Below are 14,297 nucleotides of genomic sequence, written 5' to 3'. Positions count from 1 at the left end.
ATGGTGATTACCATGCAGACGACTGCCGACGTGCGCAACCTGGGAACAAGCACTGTGATCGGTGGCGGTGCCGACAAGGTACAGTGGAGTTTTGAACGCAAGGTGAATCTCGACAAGCTCGAAGATGCAGCCGGCATGCGCTTTGACGTGACGGAACACCTGAGCCAGATGCCGGGAATTTCGGGCCAGAAAGACTTTAGCAGCGCTCTTTACTACGAGGGCTCCCGTGCAAGCGACGTGGCTTACCACTTGGGCAGGCTCCGCGTGCCGAACATGCGCCACTTGGATGTCGGGTTCCCGGGCAACCTTTCGGTGATTAACCCGCATATCCTGAGTGCAATCGAAATTCATGACCATTATGGCGCGGGTCCTTTGGGACAGGGCCTTGCAACGTCGGTGCAGTATTTGCCGGAACAGACCAAGGGCGACTGGGGTCTCCGTGGAACGGCCGGCATTACTCTGCAGGAAGTCGTGGTCGATGCTCCGTGGATGTTCTGGGATAGCTTCCGTTTTGCCTTCCGCAGGCTTGACGATGAAATGCTCAAGAACCTGGGAGAAAAATTCTTTACCGAGTTCCGTAAGCGCGATGGCGACTGCGTCGAAGACTGCAAGGTCAAGTCTTCGGATCCCTTTGATCTTTCCGCTTTTGACGTGTATGCCCAGTTCAATGGTTCCGACAGCAGTGGCAATACCTGGGCCATCCGTACCCTGTACAGTTCCGATGAATACAGCATTCATCAGGATACCTCGACGGCCTACGATCAGGTGAATTCCATCGACATTATCGAGGGCAAGCAGGAGTACTTGGTGCTGGGTGCCGAATATGAAAGCCGCTTCGGGACTTCCGCCCATGCAGGATTTGTTCGTGAAGTACTTGGGGATACCCTGCGCGATACGACCGGTTTCCGTAGCACGGCGAATGCGAAGGAATCGGCGACATTTATCGATGGCTACGAACAGACGCACACTACGCTCAGTGGCGGTCTTGACAAGAAGTTCAAGGGAAATATCCTAGGCTCCAAGCTTAGCGGAGCGGTCCTTTATGAACACCATATCGTCGAACGCGAGTACCCCGATTTCGGTGGTAGCATTTCGGACGATTTCCAGACGGGAGTGCTTTCGGGAGCTGGCCGCCTCAACTGGCAGAGCGATTATTCTCAGAAAATTCTTTCTTTGGGTGCTGTGGCCGATGCCGGTGAACATGAGGCTGCGCCTACGGCATCGCTCGATTTCGAACAGAACCTTTCAAGGATTGACACTGCTTACTGGCGCCTGTTTGCCAATACGGCTTACCGTAGCGACTGGAAACCGTATTACGACGATGGCGACTTGACTGGTCGCTTGGAATCCGGAGTATCCGGTAAGTTGGGTCTAGGCTATACTTCCAAGTATTTCGTGGCACAGGGATCCGGCTTCGGGCGCTACTATCCTGATCCTCTGCTGCCTCTGCCCAAGGCTTATGCCCAGTATGACGACGTAACTCCGATAGACTTCGCCTGGGTAGCAGGTGCGTCAGGTACGGTCGAACTCAAGACTTCGCACCATTTCTCTATGGCGACCAATGTAAGTTCCGTCTACGGTGAGTACGAGCTTGATGGCGGGAAATCGCTCCCGTGGGAAGCGAACTCGAGACTCGACATTCTTTCGCACTTCCGTTACTATCCGCGCAAGGATTCCATTGTGTCGGTCATTCTCACGCATCATGCCGCCTTGCATCGTCCGTTGTACTATTATGAGATTGTTCCTTCGGATCCGAGTGACCGCTCGAACGGGACGCGCCGCCTCAAGGACTATCATGATTTTACGGACATGTTCCGCACGGATGTGCGCGTGAACCTGGATCTGGTCGGCAAGAAGTATTTCTTCAGGAGTGCCCGTTTCTATATCGAAGTGGATAATGTCTTCGCGAATCTCGATGTAGATGCGCTCGAGTTCCTGGGTAGCGAAAATGGCCGCGAACGTTCATGGGTGACCCGCGATGACAACGAGAACTCTGCCGATGGTTACGATTTGGTTCCGTTCATGGCGAAGGGCATGGGACTCTACGTGCAGTTCGGTGTCGAAGTGCAACTGGGAATTTAATAGGTCGCTTCGCTTTGAGGTGAGAGCTCGGTCGCGTTGCTCCCTTTGGGCTTTGAGTAAAATGCGAAGAGTGTCATCCTGAGCGGAGCCGAAGGATCTAGAAAGAATTAAGGATGAAAAAATTTCTAGTAACTTTGTTGTTCTTTTGGGGTTCGTTTTGCTTTGCTCATGAGACGGATTCCCTGTTTGTTCCGCCTAAGCCCGAAAAGCCTCTGCGCTTCTGTTCTTCCGTGAAAAAGTGGATTGATTTTGCGACGACGGATTCCAATATGGTGGAAATTACGCGCCTAAAGGGCGTGCGCATGGACTTACGTTATGCGACCTTTGAAAACGTGACGGGGCACGACCTGTACTGCGGCGAGCAACGCGCCTTTGTGCATAAGGATGCCGCCGTTAAGCTCCGCAAGGCGATCAAGGTCATGGAACGGGAGATGCCCGGCAGCGAACTCGTGATTTTTGATGCTTCGCGCCCGCTGTATGCGCAGGAGGCGTTGCGAAGGACGGTGCGTGGAACACCTTATTCGGCCTATGTATCGTCGCCGGGCAAGGGAGGCATGCATAATTTTGGACTTGCGCTGGACTTGGGAATTACCGACAGCACCGGTGCTCTGCTCGATATGGGCACGGACTTTGATTCGTTTGAACGCTGTGCCGGTGCGGTGGGCGAGGCGGACGCCCTGAAAAGCGGACGACTCACGCAACAGCAAGTTGATAACCGCAACAAGCTTCGCAAAATCATGAAGGGGGCTGGCTGGGTTCCGCTCGGTAGCGAGTGGTGGCACTTTAACGCATATCCGAGCAAGTACGTGCGCGAGAACTATCCCAAGTTTCCGCTGTAGTGTAGCACCTGTCGCTTCTATTCGATTTCCACTTTGATGTCAACGCCCTGCACCCAGGGCTTGGGTGCATTAATTAAGGGGTATAGAATTTTGCGAACGGGGGCGAGATCTTGTGTCTTGATGTAGAGTTTTGCCCAGTGGACATTTTGCACGACAGGCACGAAGGCGTCCACAGGGCCGAGCACCATGAGATTCTTGTCGGCGCGTAAGAGGGTTTCCAGACGCTCGACGGTGTGCCGCAGGAGATCTTCGTCGCGGCTTCCGCAGCTGATTTCTACGAGCTTGCAGAAGGGCGGGTAGAAGGCGGCGCGCCGGTCTTCCAATTCCTTGTTTGCAAATCCGTTGAAGTCGTGGTTTACGGCGAACTGCATCACGGGTTCCGAGGGCTTGAGAGTCTGAATCAGCACGAGTCCCTCTCCCCCTGCACGACCCGCGCGTCCTGCAGTTTGGCTGAGGAGTTGAAAAAGTCTTTCGGTGGAGCGAAAGTCGGGAATGCCAAGCCCGCTATCGGCGCCAACGACCCCGACTAATTGCACTCCCGGAAAGTCGTGGCCCTTTGATACCATCTGTGTTCCGATTAGAACATTGTATTCGCGGTTGCGGAAAGCGTCGAGAATTTTTTCGCTAGCGCCAACGTTTTGCGTGGTGTCGCGGTCCATGCGGATGATTTTCGCTTTTGGAATCCATTCGGAGATCTCTTCTTCGAGCATCTCGATTGCGCCGCCCACAAACTCGTAGGTTTCGGCGCCACAGGCGCTACAGGGTGTGTTCACCGGGTAAAGGGCGGCGCAGTAGTGACACATGAGCGAACGGTACTGCTTGTGGTAAACGAGCGGAATATGGCAATGCTTGCAGTAGAGAGTCTCGCCGCATTCGGTACATACGCGCATCTTCGAAAAGCCGCGACGGTTCATGAGGATGATCGCCTGGTCCCCATGTTCGATACAATCAGTTAATGCCTCGCGCAGCGTGGGTGACAGGAGAATGCCCTTTTGCTGGCGCATCTTGCCCATGTCGACGATTTGCACCTTCGGGAGCGGCGCCTGCGTGGCGCGTTCCTTGAGCGTAACCGTCTTTAAATTTTTCGACTGCGCGTTATAGAATGTTTCGAGGCTAGGCGTGGCACTGCCGAGCACCACGAGAGCTCCGTGCTTGTACGCTAGGTGAAAGGCCATCTCGCGGGTATGGTAACGCGGTGCCGGATCCTGCTGCTTGAAGGAGGTGTCGTGTTCTTCGTCGAGGATTACCAAATCGAAGTCAAATGGAGCAAGAATTGCGCTACGCGTGCCGAGAACCACTTGCGCATCGCCCCTTAAGATCGAAACATAACCTTCGCGCTTTTGGGGGGCCGAAAGCGCGGAATGCAGGACGACGATTGGGACCTGCAGAAAATCCTCAAAGCGCTTGCGCGTTTGTGGAGTAAGCCCGATTTCGGGAACGAGGATTAAAACTTTCTTGTGGCGCTTTAAAGCTTCACGGGCGAGTTCCTGGTAGACGCGGGTTTTGCCCGAGCCCGTGACTCCGTGGAGCAATACGCCTCGGAATCCGTCCTTGTCAAGTTCTTCGCGAAGAATGTTGATTGCGTTAGTTTGTTCTGAAGTGAGCGCCGGGAAATTCCTTTCGTCTAAGTTCTGGGGCTCACGCGGGGGGGCGGCATCCCCCTTTTCAAAGGCGAGTACGGCCAGATACTTCTCGAAGTCGCTAGGCCAGAATACAAACAACGACTTCATGGGGGTGCTAATGTAATACCGCGCCGTCCATTCGAGCATTTCCATGTAGCGTTCGCTAAAACGGTAGCCGGACTGGTGCGGAAATGCAGGACGCACATCGAATGGGGGACGGTCCTGGTGAACCTTGGCGACAACGGCCAAGGTTGGCTTCTTGCGGGTGGCGAATTGGACCCAGACGATGTCTCCGCGGCAAAGGGTGACGCCGGTAGGGACCCCGTAGGTATAGGAGTCCGGAGCCAAGGGAATATAAACTTCGCAAAAGTCCATCAGGGTGGTGGACTTGAGCTTCTGGAGGGTGCCTTCGGGGGCGGAAAGCTTGGGGATTCGCCTTGTCACGGGCTAAAAGATAGTTAATACCGCAAAAAGTGCCTAAAATTCTAGTTTTTTTATTTCAAAAAACTTTTTTTAGTTAGATTATGGTAAGCAGATCCCCCTGCGGGATCGGTCATATTTTTGGAGACCTCTATGAGTTTACTTGACGCCTTTAAACCGAAGTGGCAGAATTCCAATCCACAGAAGCGCCTGGAAGCAGTCGCTGAATTGGGTGCGGACAATCAGGACATTTTGGAACGTGTTGCTAGTTCCGATTCAGATGCTCAGGTCAAAATTGCGGCCCTGAAAAAGCTGAATCTCATTCCGTCTTTGTTGAAAATTTCTAAAGAAGACGGTGACGACGATGTGAAGCGCACTGCTAAGACCCGCTATATGGAAGAGGTCGTCAAGAAGCTGAAAAGCGTGTCGAACCCTTCTGCGGCAGACCTCGACTACTTGACTGATCTTAGGGATACTCATTATGCCGAAGAACTTTTCAAGTCCGTGGGAACAGCCGAAGCTGTTCGAGAGAAACTGGTGGAAATCAGCAGCAAGCAGTCGGTGCTCGCTTATGCGGCAGTTCGCGATCTGAGCGAAAAGATTGCCATGGCCGCCGCACGCAAGGTGACCTCCGATACGCTCCTCCAGGATATCGCCAAGAATTCCAGACAGCCCGAAGTGCGCAAGGCCGTGAATGAAAGAATCCGTGCCCGTAAGGATGCCGAAGACGGAGGCAAACGTGCCGCCGAGCTTCTTGAAAGCAAGCGCGACGCCTTGGTACAGCAGGCTCACTTCTTTGCTGCTCAGAAGGATCCTCTCGCGGTCTTGCCCCAGTTCGACGAACTGATGGCCGAAGCCAATAAGTTGGGTATGGGTGAAAAACAGGCGACAATCGATGACATTTATGCGAGCTTCAAGAAGTTCTGTGACGAGGCCAATGCAGAAAAGCTTGCTGCAGAAAAGGCCGAAGCCGAAAAGCGCGAAAAGGTGGCCAAGCTAGTTGCTAGCCTCGAAGAGCTGGAAGCCCTTGTCGCCGAGAACAAGATTTCCGAAAATTCAGAACGCATCGAGGCAATCCTCGCCGAGTGGTCCGAGGACAAGGCCTTGATGGACGCTCCGCTCGTGAAGCGTTTCAATAACGCCTATTTCAAGGTGCAGGATGCGAACAAGGTTGTCGAAGTGGCATCTGATGCTTCCGAGTCGACCGACGAGTCCGTCCGTCCTGAACTGCTGGAACGACTTCAGGCTCTGGCCGATGCCGATGTGAATGATGCGACTAGTAAGCACCTGCATGCCATTGTGCATGAATGGGAAAAGTTCCCGCCGCTTGCCGGTGAAGATCCTATGTTGCGAACTTACAATGCCTTGCGCAACACGCTTTCGGTCAAGATTAGTGCCTACAACGAGGATGCCCAGAAACGTTTTGAGGAAAATTCCGAAAAGTTGAAGGCCATTATCGAAAAGGTCAAGTCCTTTGACGAAAATGAGGACTTCCGCGAACTAAACAAGAAGGTCCGTGAATGTTACCAACAGTGGAAGGAAATTGTTGGTGAAAACAAGTTCAAGTACCACGACCTGTGGCAGGAATACAAGGCTGCGACGGCTCGTTTCCAGGAAATGCAGCAGTGGGAAAACTGGCACAATGAAAAGGATCGTGACGACCTGTTGCTAGAGATGGATGCCTTGACGAAGGAAGAACCGAGTCAAGCTGTGTTGATGAAGCTCAAGGATATCACGAACCGCTGGAAAGAAATTGGACCAATCTCTGCGGCCAAGTTGCAGGAATACCGTGACCATTTCCAGAGCAATTACGAAAAAATCAAGAACAACTGCGCCGCCTTTATCGAAGAGATTAATGTGGAACGCCAAAAGAACTTGGCGGATAAGGAAGCCTTGTGCCAGAAGATTGAGGATTTGGTCAAGAATGCTGAAATGTTCTGGAAGGACAAATACAAGGCCATGCAGGAAATTCAGGAATCCTGGAAGTCAATTGGCATGGTGCCCAAGGAAAATGTGGCAGCCCTTACTGAACGCTTTAAGACCGCAACAAATGCTTTCTATGCTCAGCACAAGGAAAATCTGAAGCAGGAAGATGAATCCCGCGAAGCGAACTACGAAAAGAAGGTTGCTCTTTGCGTGGAAGCCGAAGCACTCAAGGAATCCAATGACTGGAATGCTACTTCGAATAAACTAAAGCAGCTTCAGGAATCCTGGAAATCCGTGGGTCCCGTGCCCAAGAGCAAGTCCGATGAAATTTGGACGCGTTTCCGCACGGCCTGTGACTCCTTCTTTGAAAAGAAGCGTGCTCATTTTGAAGAGATGGATGCCACGAAGCAGGCAAATCTGGATGCAAAGAATGCCCTTTGCGAAAAACTGGAAACCATGGAACAGTCTGCCCAGGGTTCTTTGGAAGATCTCAAGGCCCTGGAAACAGAATGGAAGTCCATTGGCATGGTCCCGAAAGATGCCATCGAGACGATTAGCAATCGTTACAATTCCGTTTACAACAAAATTCTCGAACGCCTTTCTAAGGCTGATGCTACCTTGGCCGAAGCCCTGGATGCAATCAAGGCCAAGAAAATCGAGATGATCGAGAAAGTTCGTCAGTTTGCTGAAAGTGCCGGATCCAATCAGTTGGCCGATGCCGTTCGTGAAATTCAGAAGGAATGGCGCGAAATTGGTTTCTGCGGACTCGCTGATATGGAACTGTACAAGAATTTCCGTGAAGCCTGCGATGATTTCTTCAACCGTCGCCGCGATCAGCTGGATATTCAGGAACAGGCCCGCCAGAACAACCTGCAGAAGAAGCTTCTGCTTTGTGAACAGGCCGAAGACTTGCTGAACGACTTGAACGAACAGACCGTGGGTGCCTCGATGAACAAGGTGAAGCATCTGCGTCGCCTGTGGAAGGAAGTCGGTGCTGTTCCTCGCGAACATTCCGAAAAGACCTGGCATCGCTTCAATAGCGCCTGTGACAAGGTGTTTGCCTTTGGACGCAAGGATGACAAGCCTGAAGCAGGAAACGCTCCTGCGGAAGCTCCGGCGAACTAATTTTAGGTTCCGGAGTATGTTTTTTGAAAAGGATGACGGATGCGCCATCCTTTTCTTTTTTCGTTGGATACAGGAAATTTTTATCTTTGGAACATGCATTTCCCTCCATGGACAAGTGTTGATGATGCGGCCCGACTTTTACGTGATGGGCTGGTAGTGGCGATTCCGACCGAAACGGTTTATGGCCTTGCGGGAAACGCCTATGAACCGAAGGCGCTTGCGCAGATTTTTGCAATCAAGGAACGCCCGACTTTTGACCCGCTGATTGTTCACATATGCGAAATTTCGCAGTTGGCTGACGTTACCGAAAATATTCCCGAAGCCGCTTATGCGTTGGCAAAGGCTTATTGGCCGGGCCCGATGACCATGATTTTACCCAAGAAGGATTGCATTCCGGACTTGTGCACGAGTGGACTTCCCTCGGTGGCGGTGAGGTTCCCGTCGCATCCGGTGGCGCAGGAAATTATCCGCAAGGCGCTCGTGCCGCTGGCGGCTCCGAGTGCGAACTTATTCAAGCATGTGAGCCCGACAACAGCCGAGCATGTGGCGGCACAACTTGCCGACCGCGGTCTTGCTGGAATTGTGGATGGTGGGCCCTGTAACGTGGGGGTGGAAAGCACGATTGTTTCTCTGGTGGGAGAACCTACGGTTCTTAGGCCCGGCGCCGTGACGCCCGAAATGATTGCCGCCGTGGTCGGAAATGTGAAGGTGAAGGAATCGACGTCGAAACCGGGACAGCCGATGGCTGCGCCGGGGCAGTGCGATACGCACTACCGCCCGCAGGTTCCGCTGTTCTATGGAAAACTTCCCGCTGAATTCAAACTGCCGGAACGCTGCGTGCGCATCGCCTTCGGCGATACCCCCGGCGTGATTCCCGCGACGCTAAACCTGTCTGAAACGGGCGATATGCTGGAGGCTACTGCCAAACTGTATGCCTACATGCACGACCTCGATGACCCCAGGTATGACCTGATCCTTGTAGATCAGATTCCGAATGTCGGAGTCGGCATGGCCTTGAATGACCGCTTAAAGCGGGCAAGCATTAAGGTTTAGTCTTTTTTCTTCAAGATTTCGCGGAGCTCGTTTGCGGCGCGCTGCAAGTCGTCGTTGATGATGACGTATTCGTACTTGCCTTTTGTCTTTGCAAATTCCATTTCTTTCTTGGCGTTTGCTAGGCGCAACTGGATGACTTCTTCGGAGTCGGTGCCACGGCCGCGCAGGCGCTTTTCGAGTTCTTCTTCGTTTGGCGGCAGAATCAGGATGCCGGTGGCATCGGGGTAGACTTTGTCGAAGTTCACCTTACCGAAAACATCAAGATCGAAGAGAACTCGGTTTCCTTCGGCTAGAGTCTTCTCGACAAAACTTTTGGGCGTTCCGTAGTAGTTTCCGTGCACTTCGTTCCATTCAATGAGCCCGTCTTCCTTGATGAGTTTTTCGAATTCCTCTTTCGTCTTGAAGAAGTAATGGACTCCATTTACTTCGCCTTCGCGCGGAGCACGGGTCGTTGCCGAGATGGAATACTTGATGTCCGGAAAGTCCTTGATGACAAGGTCCTTGAGGGTGGTTTTGCCTGCACCGCTAGCGGCGCTCATCACAAAAAGTTTGTTTTTCATTTTACTTGTCTTCTTTTTTCTTATCTTCAATGTAAAGCGGACGCTGCTTGACTTCGTCGTAGATTCGGCCTATGTATTCGCCGAGAATGCCGATGGACATGAGCTGTACGCCTGCAAAGAATACGATTGCTGTCATGAGCGATGCCCAGCCGGGAACGGTTGTTGCAGGGGAGAGGATCTTTTCGAGGATGGACCATATGAAGATGCCGAAGCCGACGATCGTTGCGAAAAGTCCCATGTAGAAGCTGATTTTGAGCGGTGCAGAGCTGAAGCCTGTAATGCCGTCGAAGGCGAGCCTCACCATTTTTTTGAGCGGATATTTGGAGGTGCCTGCCGTACGCTGTGCGCGATCGTACCTGACACCGATTTTTTTGAAGCCTACCCAGCAGACGAGACCGCGCAGGAATCGGCTGCGTTCCGGCAGGTTCTTGAGCTGGTCCACGACACAGCGGTCCATAAGGCGGTAGTCGCCTGTATCGGGGGGAATGTCGATGCTGGTGAGCTTGCCGATCAGGCGATAAAATGCAAATGCGGTAACACGCTTGAAGATGGTTTCGCCCTTGCGCTTGTTACGTTGTGCATAGACAACCTGATAGCCTTCGTGCCACTTTTTGAGCATCTCGTGAATGAGGCTTGGCGGATCTTGCAGGTCGCCATCGATAATTACCACTGCATCACCTGTCGCGTGGTCGAGTCCCGCGCTGAAGGCGGCCTGGTGTCCGAAATTGCGGCTGAAGTTGATAATTTTGTTGTTTGGATTTTGTGGCAGGAGCGATTCCACGATTTCGCGGGTGCGGTCCTTGGAACCGTCGTTCACGAAAATCAGTTCGTGCTCGATGTCCTTGAGTTCTTCTTCGAGAACACGGTAGGTCTCCGCGACGATTTCTTCTTCGTTGTAAACGGGAATGATTACGGATAGAAGCATGGTTTACCTACGGAATAAGGACGGGGTTGATGATGTCTACATGATCGCAATCCATGTTGTCGAGCGGGAATGTCTTGATCGTGAGGTTCTGCGCATTTTCGACGCTCACTTCGATCGTGTGCAAGTTGCCGAGATTGAATCGACCACTGTCAAAGATGATGTTGCCGTCGGCAATGACTTGTAGTTGAGCCCCGTCGCTGCAGAGGGATTCCTCGTCAAGGCCATAGCTGGCTTTGAAAATCTTGTATTTTGAACCGATGTTGAATGAGGTCTCGGACGCGGCGTGCGTTCCAAACCCCTTATCAAAGAACTTTCCACCGACTTTAAAGGCGTTTCCTTCGATAGATTCGTTCGTATGAAGCGAACCCCAGCCCTGCTTGTGGCTGGTATAGGGAATGTCGTTCAGGGCTACGGCTCCAGTGGCGCTGTTGAAGTAGAACTTCTGTACGTCCGCTAAAACCTTTCCGCTTTCCCGGTCCTGGACGATGAATTCGAACTGATTGTAGCCGGGGAGCAGGTCGGGTTCGTTGACGCGGATTTCGAGGCTGTCCTTTTTGTAGGGGGCATGTTCCAATGTGTCTCCGTTGACAAGTACGGTGTAGTCCCAGCGGCTTGTCACGGCAGCGCTTTCGTTCAGGCTAAACTTGTAACGGAAAAAGGAGGAATTTCCTTCGGATTCGGAAATATCCATCCCAAAATCTTGTCCGTTAATGGTGATGATATTTTTGGGATTGAATTCCTTGCGGCCATTAAACTTGGCTATCTGCACCCAATAGTTGTTGGTGATGAGGATGTTCTTCACGCCTTCGAGATCCATTTCTCGTTCAAAGACATCGCAGGTGGTGGGAATTCGGTGCTCTACGGCCTTCTTGTGGTAGGTGTGGCTATCCCAGCAGTCAAGTCCACGGATATAATAGACTTCTCCGTCGTACTTGTTTATGTACTGCTTGAGCTGACTGTCGCTCATCTGGCGAGCCCTGTCGTAATGGATGGACGAAATGCCGTATCCTACGAAGTGCCAGGGGCGACCGTAAATGAACAGACGGTCCTTCTTGGGCTGTTCCGCAAGCCAGGCGAGAATCTCGTGCTCCTCGACCGTAAGGTGGTTGCGGTTGTACATGATGTTCTTGTTGAAGTCTTCCTTGTAGTGGAACGTCCAGCCGGTAAAGAGCGCTGCGACAACGAGTACAGTGAGGAACGCCGTTATGGCATTGGCTTGTTCGTTTTTACCTCGCATGGATTCGTTGAGCTTTTCGACGAGGTGCGCTATGGGAAGTGCGCCTATGAAAGCCATGCTCGGGAGCATAACCAGGCTGTAGCGCTGGTTGATCTGGATCGTGAAATCGCCCGAGACGTTTTCAAGGATGACGTAGGTCTGTATATGGTAAAGGACTATGAATACCAGGACCTTCAGGTAGAAGTAGTCCTTTTTCACATAACCTACGATTGCACGGATGATGAGATAGATTGCTCCGACGGCAAAGAGGTAGTTGAAATAGGTAAGAAAGGGGTTGGCCAGCTCGCCGTTGCTGTTGAGTGGCTTGGTCATCTCGGCCCAGTTTTTTGCAACATCTTCGAGGAAATGTCCATGCGCCTCGAATTCGCCGCCCTGGAAGCCGAAACCTTGGAAATAGCTGATTGTCAGTAGGACTGGTACTGAGAAGGCCGAAAGAGTAACGAAGAATGCCGGCGCCTTGGCACCTTTACTGTCGAGCAGCTTGGGAAGGGCAAATAGGATAAAGGCTAGCAGGCAGAAGACGGTTTCCTGTCTCGTCTGTGCAAAAAATGCAAGAATCAGGGCTAGCAGGATCCAGTGCTTGAGCGTGTTGCGGTCGAAAGCCCACTTGAAGGCGAGCAATGAAAGTGCCGAAAGGAAAATGTAGAGCGGTTCCACTGACATGGCGCGGAACTGGAACATGACTGTCGGTTGGAGCGCCGTGAGGAGTGCTGCGAAAAAGGCTAGCAGGGGCTGCCTTGTCCAGGCGACTATTGCGAGGAACATCAGCAGAACGGCTAGCGGGAAAAGGGCTAGCTCCATGTTGAAGATCCAGTGAAGATTGGATCCCATTAGGGGCATGCCGAGCAGGTACAGGAAGGCGAGTCCCTTGGTCTTGAAGCTATTTGATTTCGAAACGCATTCCAGTTTGCCGTTGTCGAAGATTCCCTGGTTGCAGGTTCCGGATTCCTGGTTGTAGAACATGTTCTGAGCGACCGACATGAATACGCTTTCGTCGCTTTGGACGCGGTGCCTTGCCTCAATCTGCGTTCCCGAAAAAATCGTGATTGCGACAGTAAAGCAAACCATCAGGATGGAAATGCGCCTGTCGGGGAGGATTGCGCGGATCCATTCTCTAAAGTCCTTGTTCAAGAGGGCGAAAAGGATGATTGCGGCGAGCAGTTGCACGACGAATAGCGGCAACGGCAGATACAGATCCAACTGCTGAATTGTGGACTTGTGGCCCACGTTGGGACCAAGATAAACGAGGAAGGGTATTGCAATTGCCACGACGAGACCGATAACGGTTCCCGGGTGGGCTAAGTTTCGTAGTAGACCAAGTACAAAGGATTTCATTCCCTAAATATAGATAAGGCTATCGCAAAGATTTTAGCCTTGCGATGCCTAGCGACGCTTTGATTTGCCTTTCTTCGAAGATTTCTTGCTTGATTTCTTTGAAGACTTCTTGGTCTTTGCGGCGTTTTTCTTTTTAGCGGTCTTCTTCTTGGTCGCCGTGGTTTGCTTTTGGGGGTCGGCCGGAGCTTCCTGAACTTCTTCGGTTGCTTCGGGTGCTGCGTTCTCGGCGGTTTCAACGGAATCAGCCGGAGTTTCTTGTGTGGGTTCCGGTGTCGATTCTGCGGCAGTCGTGTCTGGTTCCGTCGTGGATTCCTCGGTAACGGCTGCAGTCGTGTCCGTCGTCTCGCTGGGAGCGTAAATATCGCTAGTAGAGTCTTCGGCGGGTTCTTCCGGGGCGGAGTAGAATCCAGTGGAATCGGCGACCGGTGTTTCGCTGATGGGCTTCTGTTCCTGGTTTTCCTTCTTTTCTTCGTCAGACTTGTATTTTCTGTCGTGAGAAAGTTCGAAACCGTAGGAGAGCTGAATTCCGATACGGCCCGAGAATACGCGGTAACGGGTGTCCAGGGATTCAAAGGATTTCAGCATCGAAGAATAATCGTAATTGACTTCAAGTCCGATGTTGTAGGGGAAAATGACGCCGATACCAAAGTTTCCGAAAAAGTTCAGGGGCTTTTCCCACCAGTTTCCGTCTCCGGTTAAGGGTGCGATGGAACCGAATCTTGCGGCGAAGTAAGGGGAGAAAAGCTTGTCGCTATTGAAGGTTCCCACGGCAAGGGATAGCCATAGGGGAATTGTCGCAGGCGTTGCTACTTGGTCATCCTGTTTTTGGGCACTTTTATAGGCGAGGCCGAAACCGTAACGCATCGGGGCGAATTCTGCCTTGAACAAGAATTCCGCACCGCCTTTTAGAACAAAGTCTGTTTTCCATTTTTTTTCCTGATCGACATCCTTCACTTCTTTTTTGATGGTGATCTTTGCGGGAAACAGAAACTCCGCAAGAGGCCTAATTTCAAAAGCGTGTACGGATGATACGCAGGCAAGCGCGATGACGAGTGCAATAGCTTTGGTGTAAAGTAATTTATACATAAACTCTTTTTCCTCTTAAAGATGAAAAATAGAAAAGAATTTGAGGAATGGTTGAATGTTTCTGCAATCTTATCTATATTTTACAAT

At 51.9% G+C, this 14,297-nt stretch carries 9 protein-coding genes; 4 read left to right on the top strand and 5 right to left on the bottom strand.

What is annotated here, in order from left to right; translation table 11 throughout:
• Together Q0628_RS01200 and Q0628_RS01195 are read left to right on the top strand one after the other, a co-directional pair.
• Window positions 1–2,082, top strand: a 2,082-nt coding sequence (locus Q0628_RS01200) for a hypothetical protein (RefSeq protein ID WP_298767755.1), incomplete at its 5' end; no start/stop codon positions are given.
• 113 nt (window positions 2,083–2,195) lie between these two features.
• The gene (locus Q0628_RS01195) at window positions 2,196–2,921 is read left to right on the top strand and encodes a M15 family metallopeptidase (protein WP_298767753.1); all 726 of its coding nucleotides are present in this window, start codon (window positions 2,196–2,198) and stop codon (window positions 2,919–2,921) included.
• Between the two features lie 17 nt (window positions 2,922–2,938).
• Here Q0628_RS01195 and priA read toward each other — a convergent pair whose 3' ends face one another.
• Window positions 2,939–4,987 carry a primosomal protein N' gene (priA, locus tag Q0628_RS01190; protein ID WP_298767751.1) on the bottom strand — a complete coding sequence of 683 codons (2,049 nt, stop codon included), beginning with the start codon at window positions 4,985–4,987 and terminating at the stop codon, window positions 2,939–2,941.
• Window positions 4,988–5,116: 129 nt separating this feature from the next.
• On the opposite strand from priA, the gene Q0628_RS01185 reads away from it, so the two are divergent.
• Together Q0628_RS01185 and Q0628_RS01180 are read left to right on the top strand one after the other, a co-directional pair.
• Window positions 5,117–8,014 carry a DUF349 domain-containing protein gene (locus Q0628_RS01185; RefSeq protein WP_298767749.1) on the top strand — a complete coding sequence of 966 codons (2,898 nt, stop codon included), beginning with the start codon at window positions 5,117–5,119 and terminating at the stop codon, window positions 8,012–8,014.
• Between the two features lie 93 nt (window positions 8,015–8,107).
• Window positions 8,108–9,067 (top strand): L-threonylcarbamoyladenylate synthase, encoded by a 960-nt coding sequence (locus Q0628_RS01180; RefSeq protein ID WP_298767747.1) that lies wholly within the window; start codon window positions 8,108–8,110, stop codon window positions 9,065–9,067.
• On the opposite strand, the gene gmk is transcribed toward Q0628_RS01180, so the two are convergent.
• From gmk to Q0628_RS01160, 4 genes are read right to left on the bottom strand one after another with little or no spacing between them, the layout of a single operon-like run.
• On the bottom strand, window positions 9,064–9,627 hold the full coding sequence (gene gmk / locus Q0628_RS01175; protein WP_298767745.1) for a guanylate kinase: 564 nt from the start codon (window positions 9,625–9,627) through the stop codon (window positions 9,064–9,066). The two genes, Q0628_RS01180 and gmk, sit on opposite strands and share 4 nt — an antisense overlap.
• Window position 9,628: 1 nt before the next feature.
• Entirely contained in the window at window positions 9,629–10,552 is a 924-nt protein-coding gene (locus Q0628_RS01170; RefSeq protein WP_298767743.1) for a glycosyltransferase family 2 protein, read from the bottom strand.
• Window positions 10,553–10,559: 7 nt separating this feature from the next.
• Window positions 10,560–13,124, bottom strand: coding sequence for an NPCBM/NEW2 domain-containing protein (locus Q0628_RS01165; protein WP_298767741.1), 2,565 nt, complete (start codon window positions 13,122–13,124; stop codon window positions 10,560–10,562).
• Window positions 13,125–13,172: 48 nt separating this feature from the next.
• Entirely contained in the window at window positions 13,173–14,210 is a 1,038-nt protein-coding gene (locus tag Q0628_RS01160) for a hypothetical protein (protein WP_298767739.1), read from the bottom strand.
• Between the last annotated feature and the right edge of the window lie 87 nt (window positions 14,211–14,297).

It is taken from the genome of uncultured Fibrobacter sp., assembly GCF_937877005.1.
Classification (GTDB): domain Bacteria; phylum Fibrobacterota; class Fibrobacteria; order Fibrobacterales; family Fibrobacteraceae; genus Fibrobacter.
Note: the sequence above shows the minus strand (reverse complement) of the source record. Positions and strands in the feature narration are given on the sequence as shown.

Bases quoted from the DNA above. Each gene is read 5' to 3' on its own strand.
- Q0628_RS01195 (WP_298767753.1), top strand. From the start codon at position 2,196: ATGAAAAAATTTCTAGTAACTTTGTTGTTCTTTTGGGGTTCGTTTTGC.
- Q0628_RS01185 (WP_298767749.1), top strand. From the start codon at position 5,117: ATGAGTTTACTTGACGCCTTTAAACCGAAGTGGCAGAATTCCAATCCA.
- Q0628_RS01180 (WP_298767747.1), top strand. From the start codon at position 8,108: ATGCATTTCCCTCCATGGACAAGTGTTGATGATGCGGCCCGACTTTTA.
- gmk (WP_298767745.1), bottom strand. From the start codon at position 9,627: ATGAAAAACAAACTTTTTGTGATGAGCGCCGCTAGCGGTGCAGGCAAA.
- Q0628_RS01170 (WP_298767743.1), bottom strand. From the start codon at position 10,552: ATGCTTCTATCCGTAATCATTCCCGTTTACAACGAAGAAGAAATCGTC.
- Q0628_RS01165 (WP_298767741.1), bottom strand. From the start codon at position 13,124: ATGAAATCCTTTGTACTTGGTCTACTACGAAACTTAGCCCACCCGGGA.
- Q0628_RS01160 (WP_298767739.1), bottom strand. From the start codon at position 14,210: ATGTATAAATTACTTTACACCAAAGCTATTGCACTCGTCATCGCGCTT.